At 41.4% G+C, this 21,935-nt stretch carries 20 protein-coding genes, 1 tRNA gene and 1 riboswitch; of the genes, 13 read left to right on the top strand and 8 right to left on the bottom strand.

The annotated features are described in order from the left end of the window. Window positions 1-45: 45 nt before the first annotated feature. Window positions 46-150: riboswitch (TPP riboswitch) on the bottom strand. 81 nt (window positions 151-231) lie between these two features. The 7 genes from BC659_RS01960 (at window position 232) to porQ (ending at window position 7,740) form a co-directional block, all read left to right on the top strand. Next, entirely contained in the window at window positions 232-963 is a 732-nt protein-coding gene (locus tag BC659_RS01960; RefSeq protein ID WP_162847324.1) for a head GIN domain-containing protein, read from the top strand. Window positions 964-1,019: 56 nt separating this feature from the next. Further along, window positions 1,020-1,091, top strand: a tRNA-Met gene (locus tag BC659_RS01955). A gap of 211 nt (window positions 1,092-1,302) precedes the next feature. After that, on the top strand, window positions 1,303-2,175 hold the full coding sequence (gene era, locus BC659_RS01950) for a GTPase Era (RefSeq protein WP_133472901.1): 873 nt from the start codon (window positions 1,303-1,305) through the stop codon (window positions 2,173-2,175). Window positions 2,176-2,237: 62 nt separating this feature from the next. Further along, window positions 2,238-3,551 (top strand): ribosome biogenesis GTPase Der, encoded by a 1,314-nt coding sequence (gene der, locus BC659_RS01945; protein WP_133472900.1) that lies wholly within the window; start codon window positions 2,238-2,240, stop codon window positions 3,549-3,551. Between the two features lie 81 nt (window positions 3,552-3,632). Then, on the top strand, window positions 3,633-3,818 hold the full coding sequence (locus BC659_RS01940; RefSeq protein WP_133472899.1) for a hypothetical protein: 186 nt from the start codon (window positions 3,633-3,635) through the stop codon (window positions 3,816-3,818). A gap of 222 nt (window positions 3,819-4,040) precedes the next feature. Beyond that, window positions 4,041-6,443 (top strand): endopeptidase La, encoded by a 2,403-nt coding sequence (gene lon / locus BC659_RS01935; protein WP_133472898.1) that lies wholly within the window; start codon window positions 4,041-4,043, stop codon window positions 6,441-6,443. Between the two features lie 253 nt (window positions 6,444-6,696). Continuing rightward, the gene (porQ, locus tag BC659_RS01930) at window positions 6,697-7,740 is read left to right on the top strand and encodes a type IX secretion system protein PorQ (RefSeq protein ID WP_162847323.1); all 1,044 of its coding nucleotides are present in this window, start codon (window positions 6,697-6,699) and stop codon (window positions 7,738-7,740) included. Window positions 7,741-7,747: 7 nt separating this feature from the next. Here the strand turns inward: porQ and BC659_RS01925 are convergent, their stop codons facing one another. From BC659_RS01925 to porW, 5 genes are all read right to left on the bottom strand, one after another. Next, the gene (locus BC659_RS01925) at window positions 7,748-8,233 is read right to left on the bottom strand and encodes an NUDIX hydrolase (protein ID WP_133472896.1); all 486 of its coding nucleotides are present in this window, start codon (window positions 8,231-8,233) and stop codon (window positions 7,748-7,750) included. Between the two features lie 7 nt (window positions 8,234-8,240). Beyond that, the gene (locus BC659_RS01920) at window positions 8,241-8,870 is read right to left on the bottom strand and encodes a chloramphenicol acetyltransferase (RefSeq protein ID WP_133472895.1); all 630 of its coding nucleotides are present in this window, start codon (window positions 8,868-8,870) and stop codon (window positions 8,241-8,243) included. Next, window positions 8,867-9,559 carry an HAD family hydrolase gene (locus BC659_RS01915; RefSeq protein WP_133472894.1) on the bottom strand — a complete coding sequence of 231 codons (693 nt, stop codon included), beginning with the start codon at window positions 9,557-9,559 and terminating at the stop codon, window positions 8,867-8,869. Before BC659_RS01915 ends, BC659_RS01920 begins: the two co-directional genes overlap by 4 nt. Before the next feature lie 18 nt (window positions 9,560-9,577). After that, on the bottom strand, window positions 9,578-11,980 hold the full coding sequence (locus BC659_RS01910) for a transglycosylase domain-containing protein (RefSeq protein WP_133472893.1): 2,403 nt from the start codon (window positions 11,978-11,980) through the stop codon (window positions 9,578-9,580). Between the two features lie 73 nt (window positions 11,981-12,053). After that, on the bottom strand, window positions 12,054-14,990 hold the full coding sequence (porW, locus tag BC659_RS01905; protein WP_133472892.1) for a type IX secretion system periplasmic lipoprotein PorW/SprE: 2,937 nt from the start codon (window positions 14,988-14,990) through the stop codon (window positions 12,054-12,056). A gap of 83 nt (window positions 14,991-15,073) precedes the next feature. On the opposite strand from porW, the gene BC659_RS01900 reads away from it, so the two are divergent. Genes BC659_RS01900 through BC659_RS01885 form a run of 4 tightly spaced genes read left to right on the top strand, consistent with a single transcriptional unit; the run spans window position 15,074 to window position 16,691 of the window. After that, a complete protein-coding gene (locus BC659_RS01900) occupies window positions 15,074-15,469 on the top strand; it encodes a hypothetical protein (RefSeq protein ID WP_133472891.1) in 396 nt (131 codons plus the stop codon). Continuing rightward, on the top strand, window positions 15,462-15,668 hold the full coding sequence (locus tag BC659_RS01895; protein ID WP_133472890.1) for a hypothetical protein: 207 nt from the start codon (window positions 15,462-15,464) through the stop codon (window positions 15,666-15,668). The genes BC659_RS01900 and BC659_RS01895 overlap by 8 nt, the downstream gene beginning before the upstream one ends. A gap of 11 nt (window positions 15,669-15,679) precedes the next feature. Then, window positions 15,680-16,072 (top strand): hypothetical protein, encoded by a 393-nt coding sequence (locus tag BC659_RS01890; protein WP_133472889.1) that lies wholly within the window; start codon window positions 15,680-15,682, stop codon window positions 16,070-16,072. Continuing rightward, window positions 16,059-16,691: a SprT-like domain-containing protein gene (locus tag BC659_RS01885; RefSeq protein ID WP_133472888.1), complete on the top strand. Its 633-nt coding sequence runs from the start codon at window positions 16,059-16,061 to the stop codon at window positions 16,689-16,691. The genes BC659_RS01890 and BC659_RS01885 overlap by 14 nt, the downstream gene beginning before the upstream one ends. Before the next feature lie 72 nt (window positions 16,692-16,763). Here BC659_RS01885 and sucC read toward each other — a convergent pair whose 3' ends face one another. Next, window positions 16,764-17,975: an ADP-forming succinate--CoA ligase subunit beta gene (sucC, locus tag BC659_RS01880; RefSeq protein ID WP_133472887.1), complete on the bottom strand. Its 1,212-nt coding sequence runs from the start codon at window positions 17,973-17,975 to the stop codon at window positions 16,764-16,766. 120 nt (window positions 17,976-18,095) lie between these two features. Here sucC and BC659_RS01875 point away from each other — a divergent pair, with 120 nt between their 5' ends. Beyond that, on the top strand, window positions 18,096-18,656 hold the full coding sequence (locus BC659_RS01875) for a YceI family protein (RefSeq protein ID WP_162847322.1): 561 nt from the start codon (window positions 18,096-18,098) through the stop codon (window positions 18,654-18,656). 109 nt (window positions 18,657-18,765) lie between these two features. Further along, window positions 18,766-19,557, top strand: coding sequence for a hypothetical protein (locus BC659_RS01870; RefSeq protein WP_133472885.1), 792 nt, complete (start codon window positions 18,766-18,768; stop codon window positions 19,555-19,557). On the opposite strand, the gene BC659_RS01865 is transcribed toward BC659_RS01870, so the two are convergent. Next, entirely contained in the window at window positions 19,535-20,044 is a 510-nt protein-coding gene (locus tag BC659_RS01865) for a DinB family protein (RefSeq protein WP_133472884.1), read from the bottom strand. The two genes, BC659_RS01870 and BC659_RS01865, sit on opposite strands and share 23 nt — an antisense overlap. 4 nt (window positions 20,045-20,048) lie before the next feature. Beyond that, window positions 20,049-21,740, bottom strand: coding sequence for a S8 family peptidase (locus BC659_RS01860; RefSeq protein WP_133472883.1), 1,692 nt, complete (start codon window positions 21,738-21,740; stop codon window positions 20,049-20,051). Window positions 21,741-21,935 lie beyond the last annotated feature (195 nt).

The raw sequence follows: 21,935 nt of genomic DNA, 5'->3' as shown, positions 1-21,935 counted from the left end.
AAGTTTACAAATGGGAACAGGGGAATAGCTAATAGGAGAGGTACGACCAAAAATGTACGCCTTCCCTTCGCAGGAATTACCCTGTTCAGGTTCAACGGGTATTATCTCAGCCCTCCCGCCATATGCGGGAAAGCACCCCGAGGAATGATCAGGTACAAAAGTAGTAAATGTGTAAATTACCCCCAACTGTAACTTTACAGCATGAAGCCCGTTATACACAAAACCCCCTATATGAAAAGAATATTTATTTTATTAATAGGTTTGGTAGCCATGGTGCCGGCAATGTCGCAGGTGGAGAAAAACCTGGTATATGATGGTAATGCGGAAGTAAGGAACCATAAGGGCTATACGGCCATTGATGTGTCCAGTGCCATTGATCTGTACATTTCGCAAGGAACAGAAGATGCTGTAGCTGTAAGTGCTGGATCGGATGAAATTACCGCCCGTATACGTACAGAAATGCGTGGCAATACACTGCGTATTTATTTTGACGGAAAGGGGCTCAACTGGAAAAACTGGGGTAATCATAAAATGAAAGCCTATGTTACCTTTAAAGAATTAAACCGGATAGAAGCGAGTGGTGCCTGCAATGTGAAAGTGTCAGGAAAAATAAAACAGGAACGGTTGCTGATAGAGATGTCGGGTGCCAGTGATTTTAAAGGTGATGTGGAAGTGTCGGACCTTAAACTGGAAGCGAGTGGGGCATCGCGTATCACTGTAAATGGAAGTGTAAAGATGTTAGGTATCAATGCCAATGGTGCCAGTGATATCCGTGGTTACGATATCAACGCTGAAAACTGTAAGGTGGATGCTTCCGGTGCATCGGTAGTAAGGGTAACCGTAAATAAGGAACTGAATGCAACGGCCAGTGGAGCCAGTGCTATATATTATAAAGGCGAAGGACTCATCAGAGATATCAATACCAGCGGTGGCGCCACAGTGAAGCGCCGATCTGATGATTAAGTTAAATAATATTTGGAGGAGAAGTTCTACACCCGTACCTTTGCAGCCCAATACATCGCGAGGTAGAGCAGCGGTAGCTCGTCGGGCTCATAACCCGAAGGTCGGAGGTTCGATCCCTTCCCTCGCAACAGAAAATTCGAAAGGCCTCATTTTGGAGGCCTTTTGTATTCAAAAGATATAATTTTGAGTCAGAATGACTCGTAATTCGGCTAGGGGCTTCTCTGGATACTGAATAATGAAAGATGCGGGTTTTGTAAAGAATTCTTGCACACCTTATTGTTTCGTTCTCATCTGGGTTTCCGCTTCCATTTTACAGACTTTCCGACTTCCCAACTTGTTATGAAATCAGGATTTGTGAACATATTTGGTCGCCCCAATGCGGGGAAAAGCACCCTGCTGAATGCATTGGTAGGAGAGAAAATGGCTATTGTGTCGCCAAGGGTGCAGACCACCCGCCACAGAATAAAGGCTTTTTTAAACAAGCCGGGAGAATACCAGATTATCTTTTCAGATACACCGGGTATCATTGACCCAAAGTACAAATTGCATGAGCGGATGATGTCGTCTGTTAAAAGTGCGCTGGAAGATGCTGACCTGGCATTGCTCATGGTAGATGCCAACGACGACTTTCTGGAATGTGATAAAATATTCAGTTCCCTCAGGTTAAAAGTACCGGCCATACTCGTCCTCAATAAAATTGATAAGGCCGCTAATGGGAAGATAGCAGAAGCGGAAGCTTTTTTCGCCGGTAAAGCCTATTGTAAGCAACTCGTAAAAATATCGGCCTTACAGAAAATCCACCTCCAGAAATTGCTCGATGTTATAATGACAGCTATTCCGGAAGGAATGCCTTTTTACAATGAAGACGACCTGAGCGATCTTCCTACCAAGTTTTTTGTGGGAGAGATGGTAAGGGAGAAAATATATGAATTGTTTGGCGATGAGATACCTTATCATACCGCTGTGATGGTAAATGAGTTTAAGGAAAAGGAAAGCCTGGTGAAAATACAGGTAGATATTATTGTACAGCGGGAAAGTCAGAAAGCTATTATCATCGGCGAAAAAGGCAAGATGATACGGCAGGTAGGTACCCTGGCCAGAACCGATATAGAGGCTTTTATCGGGCAGAAAGTGTTTCTTGAACTTTTTGTTAAGGTAAGACCTAAATGGAGAGATAATGAAATGCAACTAAACGAATACGGTTATCAATAATATGATAATCAAATATTTATTACAATATAATTAAACTATTTATTTAAAATATCAATTGAATCATGGGATATACAGTAGCAATTGTGGGAAGGCCAAATGTGGGTAAGAGTACTTTTTTTAACCGACTCCTTGAAACCAGAAAAGCCATTGTGGATGATATCAGTGGGGTAACCCGAGACCGCCAGTATGGTATTGCAGATTGGAACGGAAAGGTATTTAACCTGATTGATACAGGTGGTTTCGTGCCCAATACCGAGGATATTTTTGAAAAAGAGATCCGTAAACAGGTTAAAATAGCCATTGATGAAGCCAATGCCATCGTTTTTATGGTGGATGTGGCTACTGGTATTACCGATCTGGATGAAGCTATGGCCGATATGCTCAGGCGTACAACCAAGCCGGTATATGTGGTGGTGAACAAGGTAGATAATGGAACGAGAGAATTGGAAGCTACTGAATTTTATAGTTTAGGTTTCGCTCATAACTTCTTCATATCCAGTATTTCAGGAAGTGGAACGGGTGAGGTTATGGATGCTATTACAGCGGCTATTTCACCAGAAGATTCAGCTGAAACCACCAACGAAGACGGATTACCCAAGTTTGCCATTATAGGTCAGCCCAATGTAGGTAAGTCATCGCTGCTGAATGCACTGGTAGGCGAAGAGCGAACCATTGTTAGTGATATTGCCGGCACCACCCGCGATACCATCCATACCCATTATAAACTCTTTCAAAAGGAGTTTATGCTGATTGATACAGCAGGTATTCGTAAAAAAAGTAAGGAAAAGGATGATCTGGAATTTTATTCTATTATCAGGGCCATCAAGGCCATGGATGAAGCAGATGTTTGTTTGCTGGTACTCGATGCGGATAAGGGTATTACCGCCCAGGATGTCACGATTTTTAGTTTGGCATCCCGTAAAGGAAAGGGGATAGTTGTGCTTGTAAATAAGTGGGATCTTGTTGAAAAAGAAACAAATACAGCGCGTGATTATGAAAAAACTTTAAAACAAAGAATCGCTCCTTTTACAGATGTACCCATTCTGTTTATCTCTGTAAAAGACAAGACAAGGATTTTTAAAGCCATCGAAATAGCCCTGGAAGTATACGACAACAAAAAAAGAAAGATTCCCACTTCACAATTAAATGATGTGATGTTAAAAGCGGTACAGGCATACCATGCTCCTGTGGTAAGAGGAAATACTGTAAAAATTAAATATGTGACCCAACTGCCTACAGTAGTACCATCTTTTGCCTTTTTCACCAATTATCCTGACGACATCAAGCAACCCTACCGCAATTATCTGGAAAATCAACTCAGAACACAGTTTAATTTTAAAGGGGTACCCGTCAGGATATTTTTCAGAAAGAAATAAAAAATGCTGTTAAAAATTTGCAAAAGACAATTAGACAGTTATCTTTGCGCCCAAATAAAACAATTTTAAAAAACAAGTACAATGAAAAAAGTATTCGCAATTTTAGCTGTTGCAGGTTTCTTCGCTGCATGTAATTCAAGTGAAACAACTGAAACTCCTGCTGCTGACACAACTGCAACTGTAGCTCCTGCTGCTGCTGACACAACTGCTGCTGCTGACACTACAGCAAAAGCTGCTGACACAACTGCTGCTCCAGCTGCTCACTAGTAGTATTTGTTTTTAGACAATATTACTTCTTGCAAGAAGCTTCCCGATTCTATCGGGATAGAAAGTCTCCCACCTCTGGTGGGAGATTTTTTTTACGACAGTTTGTACCAATCTTCCCTTTTTTGGCCGGATGGCATCAATATTGACCTATTTTTGCCGACTTACCTTTTCGGTAATGGGTTGGCTATTCATGCCAATCTGGCTTAAGAATGAAATTGAATTATGTTGAACGAGAAACTTTTTTTCAGATCCGAGGACGATACAGACTTTATGCCCATCATACCCATCAATGAAAACGATGGCGATTTTGATAAGGATACCGTCATTCCCGATACACTCCCCATTTTACCACTTCGAAATACCGTACTTTTTCCAGGGGTGGTTTTACCGATCACAGTGGGTAGAGATAAAAGTATCAAAGCTGTTAACGAGGCATACAAGCAGGATAAACTGGTTGGCGTTGTGGCTCAAAAAGATGTAAATGTAGAAGATCCTGAACCCAAGGATCTCTGCTCTATTGGTACCATTGCCAAGATTGTGAAGCTGATTAAAATGCCCGATGGAGGTACCACCATTATTATTCAGGGTAAAAAAAGGTTTGAATTACTGGGTATGGTTGCTGAAGATCCCTATTTCAGAGCATCGATCCGCATGCTGGCCGATGATGAAGTACCCAAGCAGGAAGACTTTAATGCCATCGTAAGCAGTATCAAAGACCTGGCTACCCAGATCATACAGCTGTCGCCCAATTTGCCAACGGAAGCTTCCATTATTCTTAAAAACATCGAAAACCCTTCTTTCCTCATCAATTTTGTCAGCAGTAACCTGAACAGTGATTTGCAGGAAAAACAGGGCTTATTGGAAATACATGATATACACCAGCGTGCGGAAAAACTCATCCATATACTGCAGCGTGAGCTGCAGTTTGCTGAACTGAAGGATAAAGTAACCAACAAAACACGTACGGAAATAGATAAACAACAACGTGATTATTTTCTTCAGCAGCAACTGAAAAGTATTAAGGAAGAATTGGGAGGCGATACCAATGAGAGAGAGATTGCGGAAATGAAAAAAAAGGCAGAAAATAAAAAATGGCCAGATACAGCTAAGCATCTTTTTAAAACCGGGATCGAGAAACTGGAAAGAATGCATCCCAGCACCCCGGATTATTCAGTGGTTTATAACCACCTCGACCTCATGCTCGATCTACCATGGGATGAACATACAGATGATAATTATGACCTGAAAAATGCCAAAAAGGTACTGGATATCGACCACTATGGGATGTCTAAAATTAAAAGCCGTATCCTGGAATACCTGGCTGTTCTGAAACTGAAGGGCGATATGAAGAGCCCGATCCTTTGTTTTCTTGGTCCTCCGGGTATCGGTAAAACATCACTCGGCCGATCCATTGCCCATGCCATCGGACGCAAATATGTTCGTCTGAGTCTGGGAGGAATGCATGATGAAAGTGAAATCAGGGGTCATCGGAAAACCTATATCGGCGCCATGCCTGGTCGTATTTTGCAGAACATTCGTAAATGCAAGTCCTCGAATCCGGTCATGATACTGGATGAAATAGATAAGATTGGAAACGATTTCCGTGGCGATCCCTCATCTGCACTGCTGGAAGTACTCGACCCGGAACAGAATAACAGTTTCTACGATAATTACCTGGAACTGGAATATGACCTGAGTAAAGTACTTTTTATTGCCACCGCTAATAATCTTCAGAATATACAACCAGCATTGCGTGATCGTCTGGAAATCATTGACCTGAGTGGATATGCTGTAGAAGAAAAGGTAGAAATTGCCAAACGGCACCTCATACCCAAGCAAAAAGAAGCACATGGACTGGGTAAAGTAAATGTGAAAATGAATGATAAAGTGATCGAAAAGATCATTGAAAATTATACCAGGGAAAGTGGTGTGCGTGAATTAGACCGTCAGCTGGCATCTATCATGCGCTATCAGGCAAAGGAACTGGCTATAAAAAATAAAGTCAAAACCACGCTAACGGCAGCAGATATCGAAAAAATACTTGGGCATGCCCGGTACAGCAACGAAATCTATAAAACAGCCAATATGCCGGGCGTGGCGGTAGGACTGGCCTGGACCTATGTTGGAGGTGATATTCTTTTTATTGAAACAATTCTCGGAGAGGGTAAAGGCGATCTGAAGTTAACAGGTAACCTTGGAAATGTAATGAAGGAAAGTGCGAGTACGGCCCTGAGTTACCTGCAGGCCAATGCGCGCAAGTATGGTATTGACCCGGAAGTATTTGCTAAAAAATCAATCCATATACATGTGCCCGAAGGTGCTGTTCCGAAAGATGGTCCGAGTGCGGGTATTACCATGTTAACATCACTTACTTCAGCTTTCACGGGTAGAAAAGTAAAACCCTACCTAGCTATGACGGGCGAAATTACCTTGCGTGGACAGGTATTACCGGTGGGTGGTATCAAAGAAAAAGTATTGGCTGCTAAAAGGGCAGGATTGAAAGAGATTATACTATGTGCTCAGAATGAGAAAGATGTAAAAGAAATTGAGGGCGATTTTATCAAAGGTGTACAGTTTCATTACGTAAAAACCATGCAGCAGGTGGTAGATATTGCACTTGTATGACATTAAAATCATGTAATAGCTGAACCATTGGCTGTTATACTTGTTATTATAACATCAACATTTTCTTCATGTTGGTTGTTTTAAGGGTTAAAATCCCCCATCTCCATGGGGGATTTATTTTTAGATTCCTAAAGGCATTCTCACACAGTAAGGAACCAAAGAGAAAATAAGGTATCAGATATTACAAAATGAAATGAGGTAACGTCAATAAAATTGTAATACAGTCTTTTTTCTTCCTCCAGTTATATTAGTTTTGAATGTATTGATCCGTTACTTCATCATACTATTGAGTCTTTGCATCACAGCATATACTGGTACCACCCAAACATTGGGAGGTAATGCTGTATTTAATTTTTTAAAACAGCCCAATACCGCTCAACTTTCTGCACTGGGCGGATTGAATATTTCTGCACCGGGTAAGGATATTGGGATGGCATTTCAGAACCCTGCATTGTTGCGGAAAGACATGCATCAGCAGGTGAATACCTCTTTTAATGCATTTGTAGCAGGTATTAGTAATTACAGTCTTACAACAGCCTGGTACCTCGAAGAAGCCAACACCAATCTTGGAATAGGGGTGAACTATTTCAATTATGGAAATATTGATCAGACAGATGCTTCCGGAAATATTGCAGGTAGTTTCAGGCCCAGGGATTATGTAGTACAGGTAATGGCATCCAGAAACCACAAAGAAAAATGGTGGTATGGTGCTACCCTGAAATTTATACACTCAGGATATGGTCAGTATCGATCATCAGGTATTGCGATGGATATAGCTTTGAATTATCACGATGTGGATAATGGTTTACAGGCTGCCTTTGCTGTAAAAAATATAGGAACTCAGTTGCGTACCTATGATGGATCGGGCAGAAAGGAAGAATTACCTTTCGACTTGCAGGCTGGTATAACTAAAAAGTTACAAAATGCGCCGGTTCAGTTCTCGCTGAACTTTCATGATCTTCACAGGTTCAATAACTTTTATAACGATACCAGTTTCAGGGCAGGAGAGGGGGATGATGATTTTACCCAAAAGAATACCCTTCAGAAAATATTTAACCATATTGTACTAGCCGCTCAGTTTTTTCCGCATGAAAAAATAGAATTGAGTACAGGCTATCATTTTCAGCGCAGACAGGATTTAAACGGATTCAACATCAGCAATGGGTTAAACGGTTTTACATTTGGCACTGCTGTATTGCTTCCTAAAATACACATACGTTATGCTACCGGCTTTTATCAAAGGCAACTTTTTCATCAGTTTTCCCTCAACTTTAACCTGAAAGGAACTGCTTTATAAAATATAGTTATACCAACTGCTGACCTGTTAGTTCTTCTGTCATTTCTGTGAGCTGAAGGGTGGAATCAAAACTGGCCATCAGTACAAAAGCCTGTTTTTTCAGGAGATAATTATAAATATACCAGTCTGTCTTAGGCGTTGGAATATCCAGTATTTTATTAAAAGGAACCCATTCTAATATGCCTTCATTACAAGCCGGAGGGGGTAATTTTTCGATGGTGGCCTCATATACAAAACTGGTCCAGTTATAACCGGTAGGTGAACTTTCTGTAAGTACACCACAAAAACGCATATCAGGAACTATGATACCTGTTTCTTCTCTGGTTTCTCTACGAGCCGCATTTTTAGGCGTTTCATAAGGATCCAGCTTGCCACCCACAGGCGTGTACATATTTTTATTAGGTTCCTTAAATCTTTTGAGTAGCAGGAAATCATTTTCGTTACGGAGCACACATAAAACGGCTGTTCTTTTCAGTCCTTCCTGAATTTGCATGATGCCATTATTTAGATTGAAGTAATAATTCCTGAAACCTATCTACAAACTGTGCCACATGAAATCCATCCATTAATGCATGGTGTACATGAATTGAAACAGGCATTTGCTGAATACCATTTTGCTCCATCATTTTACCGAATGAAATTTTCGGACAGGAATCTTTAAAGCGGAAGCTACGGGCATGTGATAAACTGGTAAAGTGTAACCATGGAATAGAGGAGTAATGAATTACATTTTCACCCGATACTGCCGGAACCAATCCGGTAGTGGCACGTACTTCCTCCATAATTATTTTAGCATGTTCGCTGAAAATTTGAAAATCTTTATTGTAATCCATATAAGAAAAACCAAAAGTGCCGTCGGGTCGGTTAATGGTTGGAGAAGCATTCACCTGATCATAAAGAAATACATTGCCATCCTCAATCCTGTACCGGAAGGATTCTGTTTCATTGGCTGCCTGCAAAGAAGCATGCAGGTAATAAAGAAAAAAAGAATAGCCATTGGCTTTGGCGGTATGATAAGCTTTTGTACAATCTACCTGAACCGTGATGCCAAAAAAGGGTTCTTCAAACTGACTAAAAAACCGGAATTGATCTTTCCGGTTCCAGTTTTCAATGTCTAATAATGTTTTCATTTGAGGAGGAAAGATAATACTTCTTTAATCGATGATACCTGTTTGAAATGTTTATGTTCAATGGTAGAGTCGATGGTTTCATGTGCCCAGGTGGTATGGTAGGGAATATGAACTGCATGTCCACCCAGTTCCAGTACCGGGAGTACATCTGATTTGAGAGAATTACCCAGCATCATAAATTCAGTAGGTTGAATATCAAGATGCTTCAAAAGTTTTTGATAATCTGCTTCTTTCTTTTCCGACATAATCTCGATATGATGGAAATAATGTTCAAGCCCTGATTTCCTTAGCTTTCTTTCTTGGTCCAGAAGATCACCCTTGGTGGCAACAACCAGCTTGTATTTTCCATGCAGGGTTTGTAATACATCTTCTACTTCATCCAGTAATACAATGGGTTTTTCGAGTAACTCTTTACCCAAAGCAATAATTTTTTCAATCACATCCACCTTGATGGTTTTTTGGGAAAGCTCCATAGCTGTTTCAATCATACTAAGCATAAATCCCTTTACACCATAACCGTACAGGTTAATATTTCTGATTTCAACCTGCAATAGTTCCCTTGCCACGGAATGGTGTGGCAGATAATCTTCCAGTAGTTCACAAAACCTGTCTTCTGTTTCTCTGAAATAAGGTTCATTCACCCACAGCGTATCATCGGCATCAAATGCTATTACTTTCAGTTCGTTCATGGTTATCTGAGGAATCTTTTATTTTCCTCCTCCTGGTTTTTTAGGAAGTACCGCTTTAGGTTTATCTGCCGGTGGTGGTGGCGTGGTTTTGCCATCCTTTTTCTCCGGTATTTTGGGCGTATTTATTTTTACATCAGATTCAGGACCCAGGTCTTCCAGTTTTATATTCTGTGGTACTTCATAATCTTGCGAAGTACCTGTTCCTACATCTTCTCCTTCGCCTCCCAAAATGGGGGTAGAATCGTTCAGGTAATCAATGGTAATATCATTGCTCATAACATCCGGTTTCACAAAGCGGGCACTTTTATCGATGCCGCAATTCGGATCAGCCGCAGCTTTACTAAAGAAATAAGCCCAGATAGGCATCGCAGCACGACCGCCCTGTCCCCAGGCACTTTCTTTATTGAAATGAATAAAACGATCATCGGCGCCTACCCATGCTCCAGCCATCAGTTGTGGAGTGTATCCCATAAACCAGCCATCACTGTTTTCATTGGTGGTACCGGTTTTAGCACCCATTTCAACAGAAGGCATACCGTAACCCCAGATACCGCGACCCGTACCCACCTGTACAGTTCCCTGCATCATTTTCACCACTGAGTAAGCAGTTACTTCACTGATAACTTCTTTCCTCTTTGGCGTAAAAGTGGCCAGTACGTTACCGTTTCTATCTTCAATACGGGCAATATACATGGGCTTCACATTAAAACCTCTTCCGGGGAACATACTAAAGCCCTGCATCATTTCATACAAGGATATTTCGCATGATCCCAGGGCGATAGAAGGATAGGGTTCTATTTTGGTTTTAAAATCGCAACGCTCCAGAAAATTCACCAGTCTTTTTGCACCATTGTTTCCTTCACTGTCTAACTGCTTCATAATATAGGCAGAAGCACAGTTTCGTGAAAAAGCCAATGCCGAAGCCATGGGCATGGCACCACCCTGACAGGATCTGCTGGTAGCAGGTACCATGCCATAACCGCCAAAACTCTGTTGCTCATCATAAACGGTAGTATTGGGTGTAAAACCGGCTTCTTCAATAGCGAGGCTGTATAGCAAAGGCTTCATGGTTGAGCCTACCTGACGTTTGGTATTGAAATTAACGTGATCGTATTTAAAGCTTTTAAAACCAATACCACCTACCCACGCTTTGATTTCACCTGTTAGCGGATCCATCACCATGAAGCCAGCCTGTAACATCTGGCGGTGATAACGGATAGAATCATAGGGTGTCATTAAAGTATCTGTTTCACGTGTGCTGTTCCATGCGAAAACACGCATAGGTACTTTTTCGTAAAAGGTCTTCTTGATTTCCTCGTCAGATAAACCATCACGGTCAAGATTTTTCCAACGATCGCTTTGTTTCATGGCAGTTTCCAGCACATTCTCATAACCCTTCCAAATGGTTTTATTTTTAATATTCGCCTGGTTGTTGAATAATTTCTGCATAAAGTTCATATGCTTGGCTACTGCTTCTTCCGCATATTGCTGCATACGAGGGTTGATGGTGGTATAAATTTTTAAACCATCCCTGTACAGGTTATAATTATCACCATTATTCTTTTTGTTCTCCTTGCACCATTTTTTCATTTCTTCAGCAAGTATCATACGGAAATAGGGGCCCAGACCTGCAGTTTCATCTAGCTTTTTGTAGTTGAGTTCAATGGGTTTTCGTTTCAGCATATCTGCTTCTGCTTCGGTCAGGTACTCATTACGCACCATCTGGTTAATAACGGTATTTCTTCTGTCGAGAGCCAGTTTTGGATTGCGTCTAGGGTTATAGATCGTAGCACCTTTCAGCATACCAATCAACACAGCTGATTCTTCAATATTGAGCCTGTCAGGTTCTTTTTGGAAAAATGTTTTTGATGCATTTCGGATACCATATACGTTATCGCTGAAAGCGACTGTGTTCAGGTATAAAGTAAGAATCTCTTCTTTGGTAAAGTTCCTTTCCAGTTTAATGGCAATGATGGATTCTTTGATCTTCTGAATCATCCGCAGAAAAATATTCCGGGTGCTCCAGTTATCGGTAAAGAGGTTTTTAGCCGTTTGCATGGTAATGGTACTGGCACCACCTTCCCGCCCTAAAAAAACCAATGCCCGACCAAGCGAGCGGGGGTCTACACCGCTATGGTTATAAAACCTTTCATCTTCCGTGGCCACCAGTGCATGAATAACATGCTTGCTGATATCCTGGTATTTTACATTGATCCTGTCTTCTCCATTCAGGTAATATTTACCCATAAGTGTACCATCCTGGGCATATACCTGACTGGCAATGGAGGCAGATGGATTTTCAATGTCATCTATGGAAGGCATATTGCCCAGCCAGCCCCAGTTAATCATCAGCAGAAACAATATTCCGCCACCAAGTGTCCAGAAAAAAATGCGCCAGAAAATGCGAACAGGTTTTGACATAATCATCCACTATTGGTTCAAAAAAGTATGCGTAAAACTAAAGAAGAGTTGTGGAAGCCGTGCTTCCCACTCGTTAAAATTTATCAGGTAATGCTTTTTGCATAAAAGCCCGGTATGCCGCGATATCCTTTTTATTTTGTAATATTCTCAGATTGGCCGGACTAATGATCTGGAATCCGTATTTATCTGCACTTAACCATGGCAGTATTCTGCTGGCTGCCTGTGGTTTTACCAGGTCCGTATAGCTAACCGCATCACTGGCTGTAGGGAAGGGCCCTACCAGTAATAATTGTATTTCAGGTACGATGGTTACCGTATTAATGGGTAAACGACGGTTGTAAAAGCGTTCCTGATTAAAGCGGGTGAAGGCATTCCGAACCTCACTTACAAACATACCATCTACTTTATTGAGCACTACTACGGCATATTGAGTGTCGGTAGGCACAAATTCATATTCCGGTTCCGCCAGCGTTAAAGGGGCCGACTTAACAGTATTGGTAAGATTAATACCCGCAGGTTGCTTTATATCTCTGGGTTGTGGAACCCCTGTTTTTAAACTGTCTTTCTTAGGTGTTGTATTAATAATCGTAGCCGGCCCGGTAAGATCTATATTTCTGGTAACCGCCTCTGCAGGTCTTTGTACGGATAAATCAGTCAGGTATTTTTCGATTTCCTCCCTTCTGTTCAGTACATCAATCATGGTAGCCGCTTTCTCAGACAGCGGAGTACCGGGGAAATTGGTTTGTAATTGTTGAAGCCTGTTTACGGCTACACTATCTGCTTTTTGTTTGATATAGTAGATCGATTCAATGTATAGCAATTGAGGGGTCCATTTTGAATTTTTGTACTGTTGCTCAATCTGTTTCTTGGCTTGTATGGCGGCGTCGAATTTACCTTCAATAAATAGGTTGTAAACATTGGTATAGCTTGTGGCTATCGGATCTTTCTTGTCGCTGTTTATCTGGGTGTTGATAAACTTACTATCAGCAAAATTTTTAGCAAAAGCAGCTTGCAATGAATCGGCTGCAGAAAGGTTATTGGTTTTTCTGTAGCATTGAATCAATTTGAATCCAGCTTCTTCCGCTTCTGCAGCACGGGGGAAACGTCTGAGTAATTCCTTGTACACTTCTATGGCAGAAGGGTAGTCGTCGAGCTGATCCTGAAATATTTTACCATTTTCAAGAAGGCCACGTATAATCATGGTATTCGATAACTCTTTTTGCTCTTCAGTAAGTGGTATACTGCTTTGCAAGGTTTCTAGTGTTAACTCTTCTTTTTTAGGTCCGTTTTTAGTATCACTGGAAACAATGGCCTGGTTTTGAGCCGGCAGCACTTTATCTACTGCCGATTGTCTGCGCCAGTTATCTACATTGGGTCTGTTACCCCAACGTCTGTTAAATTCTCCGAGGCCACGGCTTCGTAAACTGCTATTCAGAAAATAAAATTCAGCACCATTGTTATTAAAAAGATCAGCAGGCTGATTATTGGAAGCCGGAAGATCGGAGCCAAAAGAAGTTTCCTCTGTATCTTTTAATCCCCGTTCTTTTCTGATCTGCCGCAGAATTTTCTTTAATAAAGCGGCTCTTTCTGCCTCTGGCATGGCCGCAATTACCTGAACACTGTCTTCACGATGAATATTTTCTTCATTCATTGCAATCAGCTGCAGTGCAGGTTTTCTGGTGCTGATTCTTTCCTTCTCTTTTTCCTTTATCATATTTACATCCACACTGTCGTAAAACCTGAAAGATTGACTATAGGCTTTTCTGTCGTAATTCAAATCGCCAAGTAGCAGAAAGCTCTGTTGTTTTTGTAAAGGATTATCGTTGCTGAAAGAAACACTTTTCAGGAGCCATTGCTGCGCTGCAGTATAATTTTTTCTACTGAGTTCCAATTTGGCAGCAGCATAATATATGATATCACGGTACACATCATATTTATCCTTTTTAGCCATCTTCAAGAGCTCATTCAGGTTTTCCTGTAATGCATTGTCTTTATCGCCTGTTGATAAAGCGGCAATATTCAACCTCGCATACACTTCCATGAATGGATCATTTGAAAACTGGATGGCTGTCTGATAGGCTTTGATGGATGCATTATCATTACCTGCCAGTTCATACAGCTGACCTGCCAGGTAATAGGATCTGGCTTTGCCGATTTCAGTATTCCCTTTTTTCAGGGAGCGTACCAGATAACTGGCAGCACTGTCATAAGCATTCAGTTTATAAAAAAGATAGGCACTCAATTCATCCAACTGAGCTTGTAAACGAACAGGAAACAAAGCATCACTTCTCAATAGTGCAAGTAAACCCGCGGCTTCAGATACTTTATTCTGTTCTATAAATGTTCTGGTCATCCAGATAAAACTTTCGTTTCTGCTGGGCAGGGTAGTGGTGAGTTTTTTCCAGAGCGTTCTCTTTTCGTTGGTAGAAATGGAAAATACACCTCCTGCATTACTCGCATTACTACCGATGGGTATATCGTAACCATCATCTTTTGGTGCAAAAGCATAGTTTACATATTGAAACACCATTTGAGCTGAATCAAAATCCTTTCTCAAAAGGTAGGCTTTGCCCATCAGCATATATAAATTGTCTACCCAGTCACTACGAAGATCATGTAACAGAATACCGGCAGTACATTTATACAATACGGTGTCTATCTGATCCTGAGCAGTTGTTTCCAGGTCATAGTCATAAAAAGACAATAGCTGTGTATAGTCATCCCTATGCGATTCGCTGGCTCTTTCCAATATTTCATTCAGCCTTTGATTGGCATTGAAATAATAGTTGAAATGGGTAACCGTATTATTATAGATACGTTTTGGTAAGGTGAATTTTTTATTACCGCTTTTTTCAGCGGGCAGGGTCCTGTTTTCGTAAGGTTTTTCTTTCTTTACTTCAATGGTTGTATAGGGCTGCGCAATGCTTTTCGTACTAAAAAAAAGCATAAAAGCAACCATGCTGAGAACGGAAAGGGTTCGCGGGTATATGAATCTGGGATGACTGTGCATAAAAACAGTTTAAAAATACAGTTATTTCCCGTTCAACGATGGGTAAAACAGGATTCTCATTACCTTTAACCAGATTTTACCGTATGGCCAGTACAGAGAATAATAATAACCTCAAACGTATCCGCAACAACTATCGTCTGGTGGTGATGAACGACGATACCTATGAAGAAGTGGTTACCTTCCGCTTATCGCGGTTGAGTGTTTATATTGGCCTGAGCACTGTTTTTGTAATCCTGGTAGGATTAACCATTGCACTGATTGCTTTTTCTCCGCTTAAATATTATATCCCGGGCTATGGAACCAGGGAAAGCCGGACTGCTTTGCAGGTGCTTAAAATGAGAACCGATTCACTCGAACAGGCCATCCGTTATAAAGAACAATATATCGACGGAGTTAAAAAAGTGCTGTCAGGCAACACGCCTTCTTCCCTGGACACCATCGCGCTCGAAATTCCCAAAGCAGATATATCCAATGAATAAAGACCGCCCTACAGGCTCTGTTTTTCAATATGCCGCTATGGCTTCTCAATGGATCATTGTTCTGGTGACTACCGTTTACTTTGGAAAATGGCTGGATGAAAAATGGGCTTTCAAAAAAGCTTTTCTCATCTGGTTATTACCGCTTCTTTCACTGGCTGGCCTGATGCTAAAGCTCATCAGAGACACTTCAAAAAAATGAAATTCTTTTATATGCTGAAACCTTACAGACCCTTACTGATACTTTTTGTGCTGATTAATGCATGTGTACTCGTATGGAAAAGCAGGTTACTGAGTATGGGTATTAAATATGAGGTAATTACGATTGCCAATATTTTGTTGTTTTTATTCACGCTGGTTAGCTTGTTACTCCAGGTAAAAGCAGCTGCCAATAAAAATCCCAATGCCATAGTTAGGGCTGTCATTGCAGGTATGGGTTTGAAGCTGATTGGTTTTGCTACTGCGCTGCTGATTTATATATACCTGGCTGGAAAGGAGAAAAGCGCGGCTTCTGTATATGTTTGTCTGGGGCTTTATCTTATGTACATGTGGCTGGAAGTAAGGTTATTTCTGAAACAGAACCCTAAGAAAAATGGCCAGGGCTGAACATCCTATGCAGGCACTGTCTGCATTTCTTCCGGATGGTAGTTTTGAACAGGTGGTGGCTTATATTCAGCACTACCGGGTGCATCTTACCATTACCAAAAAAAGGAAATCGGTGCTGGGTGATTACCGCCATCCTGTTATGGGAAAGAATCACCGCATCACCGTGAACGGTGATCTAAATAAATATGAATTTCTCCTCACCTTATTACATGAGCTTGCACACCTGCTCACTTTTGAACAATACAGGAATCGGGTAGAAGCACATGGCGCAGAATGGAAAGCCTGCTACAGTAACCTGCTGATACAGTTTGTGGAGAAGGGTATTTTTCCTGATGATATTAAGGCAGCTTTACACCGCTGCATCATGAATCCGGCAGCTACTGCCAATGGAGAAACAGATCTGTTACTGGTACTTCGTAAATATAATACACGACAGAATGGATTGATACCCGTTGCCGACATTCCAGCCGGACGGTTATTTCAAACAGAGAACGGACGTGTATTTATGAAAGGGTTACTGCGTAGAAAAAGATTTGAATGTGTGGAAGTGAAAAGCGGACTTCGTTATTCCTTCAGTGCAGTAACGGAAGTGCGGTTGCTTGATATATTACCTACATGAGTTTTATGAGCTTGAAGCTTAAAACAAGAAAGCCCCAAAAAATCGGGGCTTTCTTGCATTTTCTTATCTGTATTAAGCTACTGCTTTCTTAACCAGCGCTGCAGCTTCACTTAATTCAATGGCTGATTGTACTTTCAATCCGCTTTCATCAATCAGTTTTTTAGCTTCAACAGCATTGGTACCCTGTAAGCGAACAATGATGGGGATATTGATATTGCCCAGTTTATTATAAGCCTCAATTACACCAGCCGCCACACGGTCGCAACGAACAATACCACCAAAAATATTGATGAGGATGGCTTTTACATTCGGGTCTTTCATGATGATACGGAAGCCCGCTTCAACCGTCTGGGCATTGGCTGTACCTCCTACATCCAGAAAGTTGGCAGGTTCACCACCACTTAATTTAATCATATCCATAGTAGCCATTGCAAGACCTGCACCGTTTACCATGCAACCCACATTACCATCTAATTTTACAAAGTTCAGGTTGTACTGACCTGCTTCCACCTCGGTAGGGTCTTCTTCTGTTACATCCCTTAAAGCAGCTGTATCGGCATGGCGCATCAGGGCGTTATCGTCGATATTCATTTTACAGTCAACCGCAATAATCTTTTCATCACTGGTTTTGAAAAGCGGGTTGATTTCAAGCATACCGCAATCCAGTCCTACATATGCATTGTATAAATTTGTAACAAATTTTACGCAGTTTTTGAAGGCTTCACCACTTAACCCCAGGTTAAAGGCAATTTTTCTTGCCTGAAAACCCTGCAGGCCACCACCGGGATGCACCCACTCTTTAAAAATTTTCTCAGGAGTATTGTGCGCCACTTCTTCAATGTCCATACCACCTTCGGTGCTGTACATCACAACATTCATGCCCTTGGCACGATCCAGAAGGATAGAGAGGTAAAACTCTTTTACAGGGTTGGGGCCAGGATAATACACATCCTGTGCTATCAATATTTTATTTACTTTTTTACCCGCGGCACCGGTCTGGATGGTTACCAGGGTACCACCAAGGATATTTTTGGCAATGGTTGCCACATCTTCCACGCTTTTGGCCACCGCTACACCACGCTGTTCTGTACCCTCAATTTTACCCTTACCACGGCCACCAGCATGTATCTGGGCCTTGATAACGGCGAAATTGTTACCGGTTTGGGTCTTAATTTGGCGATAAGCTTCCTCCGCGGCCATTACTGTGTCAACCGCAATACCTTCCTGCACAGGAACATGGTATTTTTTGAGGAGTTCTTTGGCTTGATATTCGTGAAGATTCATACTCGGAAAAATTTTTGCGAAGATAAGAGAATCAGTCATTCAGATTTACCCATAATTATTATTGTTGTAACATTAATTTTCCTATTTTTACGATGCTCTAAAACTGTAAAAACAAATAATATGAAAAAATTAGTCCTTACCCTGGTAAGCGCAGCCATGATTATTGGCATTTCTTCTTTTACTGTAATCAAGAAAAAAGCTCCTGTAACACTTGCTGTTACAACTGAGAAAAGCCGTATCGACTGGATTGGTTCTAAAGCCGGCGATTTCCACACAGGAACTTTCGCTCTTAAATCTGGATCTGTTCAGGTAGACAACGGTAAACTTACCGGTGGTTCATTTGTGATTGACCTCGCTAACCTCAAAGTAACCGATGGTGCCGGTGATCGTTTGGCTGGTCACTTGAAAGGTGCCGATTTCTTTGATGTAGCAAAATTTGCAGAAGCTACTTATACTATCAACAAGGTAAATTATACCAACGATACCAATTGCGAAATTGATGGAACCCTGTCACTGAAAGGTGCCAGCATTCCGGTAAAATTCAACGCTAATATCCGCAGCGCCAGCGAAAAAGGATTCTTTGGTCAGGCTTATTTCAGTGTTGACAGAACAACATTGGGTGTACTGTACAAAGGCCCTTCTAATGATGTGCAACTGGCCATTCACCTCTTTGCGAAATAAAAATAAAATTGTATCTTTATAGCATACAAAGGGTCTCCGGACCCTTTTTTTGTGCCCATACTTATCTGAAATACTAATTCCAAAAGGGATGTCCAGATATTTGCTTTTCTTGTTACTGCTGTCAGGCTGCAAAACCATTGCTCCTTTGGTGATCAATTCCGGTGTAACCGGATCTTCCTTTTATAAGTTCGCAGCTTCCTTTCAATGGAAACAACGCGATTCTGTAGCATTGGAATTGCTTGAGGATGGGAACATACCCGCTTTTCTCAATCACTTTGTTCCGGTGCATACCAGCATCAAAGATCAGTCTGGAAAAACCATCTCGGCAACCTATTATGTAATGCCCGATTACCTGTCTATCGGTACCAATGCAGATTGGGCCAGAATACCTTTAACTCCGCAAACAGCGCAGCGTATAGCAAATAAGTATCATTGCTTTTTACCCACCCGTAAAATGGTAAACGATATTTACCATCAGGCAACTGTAAAACTCGAACCCATGCCCATGTTTGCGTTCAGGGATAGTACAGTTACCATGTGGCAACATCATCTGATGATTGAAGGACAAAGAAAGGGGCGGAAAGGATTGATTGCCGGTATTAAAAAAGATGTGGTAATCAGCAGCAGGATAAAAGCAGGTGGAAAGGGTGATAGGGTAGCGATTTACGGGTGGCATAAACTAAGTGCAGAACCCATTCAACCGCTATACACCGGACATATAAACTGGTATGTGGACTATAGCCATGGCATCCGCCTCATTTACGAAACAATCCGCGTAAATGGAAAAGCCATGCATTACAAAGAAGTACTCAAAGACCCGTTTTTAAGAAAACTGCTTTGTGATGAAGAAATATGTGATTGTTTCGGTTATGAAATACCTACAGATACCGCTCTTCAATAATCGTTTTATGATGCAGCATATGGCCGAAAATAATATAAGCCAGCGCATTGGCGGTCATTTTATTACCACTCGCAATACCTGCATGATCGAATTGTTCCTGTTCCAGTGATTGTAAAAGCAAATCGGTTGATTTTCTTACCGCAAGAAATTCTTCTTTAATAACGGCGAAAGATCTGTTACCGGCTCTGGCATTGGCCGCATAACTGTTTTCATCAAAAGAGGCGAGTGGTGTTTCATCTTTTCTTGCAATGCGCAGCAGGCGATAAGACATAATTCTCTCTGTATCGATAACATGTTGAAGTAAGTCTTTTAATGTCCATTTATCAGCTGCATAAGCATAATCCGCTTTGGCATCAGGCAGGTTTGTATAAAAGGAAGCCAGTTGCTCACTATATACCGCGGGTAGCTTTTCGGCCGAATCGGCTTTTACTTTACCAATATATCCTTCAAAATAGGCGGGGAAATCGCCTGACAGAGGTCTGCTCATATGTTTAATCGAGTTTATTCCTTTTTACAACAGCGGGCTGCGGTTGTACATTACCTGCATTGGCTGTATTGAATTGGTCTGCTGCCATTATAGCATTATAGGCATTTACAATACCTCCTGTTTTAGATAAACTGGTAAAGGGTACCACATCGGCTTTAGCGCCGGGTCTGAAACAAAGGTTGGCAGATTCTGGTACCAGTACCGATTTTTCAATAATATTTTTTACCTGTTTTGCAGAAAGTCCCGGATAATAAGATCGTAGCAGTGCGGCTATGCCACTAACAATAGGTGTAGACATACTGGTACCCTGCTGGTTACCATATTTATTACCGCCAGGCATAGTAGAATAGATTTTTACACCTGGTGCAAAAACATCGACAGAAGCTTTACCATAATTGCTAAACTCAGCCGTAAGACTTCCGCTGATTTTTGGGTCGCTACTGGCTCCAACAGTAATAAAATTACCGGCAACCGTATTCCATTGTTTTAACCAGGGGTTGGGATACACTTCTTTTTCATCTGTATTGACCCCTTCATTGCCGGAAGAATGCAATACCAGCACATCTTTCATTTCAGCATAACGGATGGCACTGTCAACCCATGCTTTTTCAGGTGAGAAAGATTTGCCAAAGCTCATATTAATCACTTTGGCACCATTGTCTACCGCATAACGGATAGCCAGTGCGATATCTTTATCATATTCATCACCATCGGGTACCACACGCAGCATCATAATGCGAACATTGTCTGCAACACCATCTATACCAATACCATTATTCCTCTGTGCAGCAATCAGCCCGCTTACATGTGTACCATGATCAGGGTTGGGGCCCATTACATCTCCATTTCCATAAAAGCGGTCGGCAAGATTGTAGTAATTATCACCGATTACTTCTGCACGGTAATCCCTGGGAGCTTTTTCTTTTGATTCAAAAGCTGATTTTTTTCCGTCAATATATTCTTCAAGTTGGGAGAGCAGTACAGTGTTTTTTTCTTCCGCATCGAGACCGATCATTTTCATACAGGTAAGGAATCCCATTTTTGCTTCTTTGCCCAACCTTGTAAGAGGTTGAAACTTCTCCAACTTTTCAAAATTATACTCATCACACCCCATTTCCTGCCGAAGAATTTTATCATGCTTTTTCAATGCTTTGGTAGTTACTTCCACAAACATGAGTTCTGTTTGCTCTTCTGCGCTGAAATTAAGTTCATGCAATGCTTTTTTCCAGAGAACGAACTGGTCGCGTTCTTTCTCTGTCATTTCTTCCGGGTTCAATATTTTGTCAGCAAACTGATTCTTCCAGCGATGAAAAATACGGGCACGCTCATCAGCAGCTTTTTTGATATTTCTTCCATCTTTATTACCGAGGAAATTCCAACCATACACATCATCTACATAACCATTCCCATCATCATCAATGCCATTACCCGGAATTTCTTTCGGGTTGCGCCATAAAACAGGTCTGAGGTCTTCATGTGTGGTATCTATACCTGAATCCAGAACGGCAACGATAATGGGCTGGGGTTTTTTATGGCTATTACGGAGAAACTCATAGGCTTTGTTGAGGCTGATTCCATAGAATGAATCTTTGGCAATGTCCATCTGGTACCATGTTTTTGGTACAGCTTGTGCATTTGCATGGCCCGAAACAATCACGAGTGGCAGTGCCACTAAACTTATTATCCCACGAAACATTGAAAGTATAATTTTACTATCCTTACAAATTTCGGTAATGATAATGAAAATTTAACCGCATTGCTCTTTTTTAGGATAATCTTGGCGATGCCGGAATTGTTTTACAGCCTGATAAAAAGGTTTTTTTAGTTTTCCTTAACAAATAAGCCTGCAAACCGGATGGATCTGCAGGCTTGTTTGCTTTATCATAACTCT

The organism is Sediminibacterium goheungense (assembly GCF_004361915.1).
In the GTDB taxonomy this organism is placed as follows: Bacteria; Bacteroidota; Bacteroidia; order Chitinophagales; family Chitinophagaceae; genus Sediminibacterium; species Sediminibacterium goheungense.
Note: the sequence above shows the minus strand (reverse complement) of the source record. Positions and strands in the feature narration are given on the sequence as shown.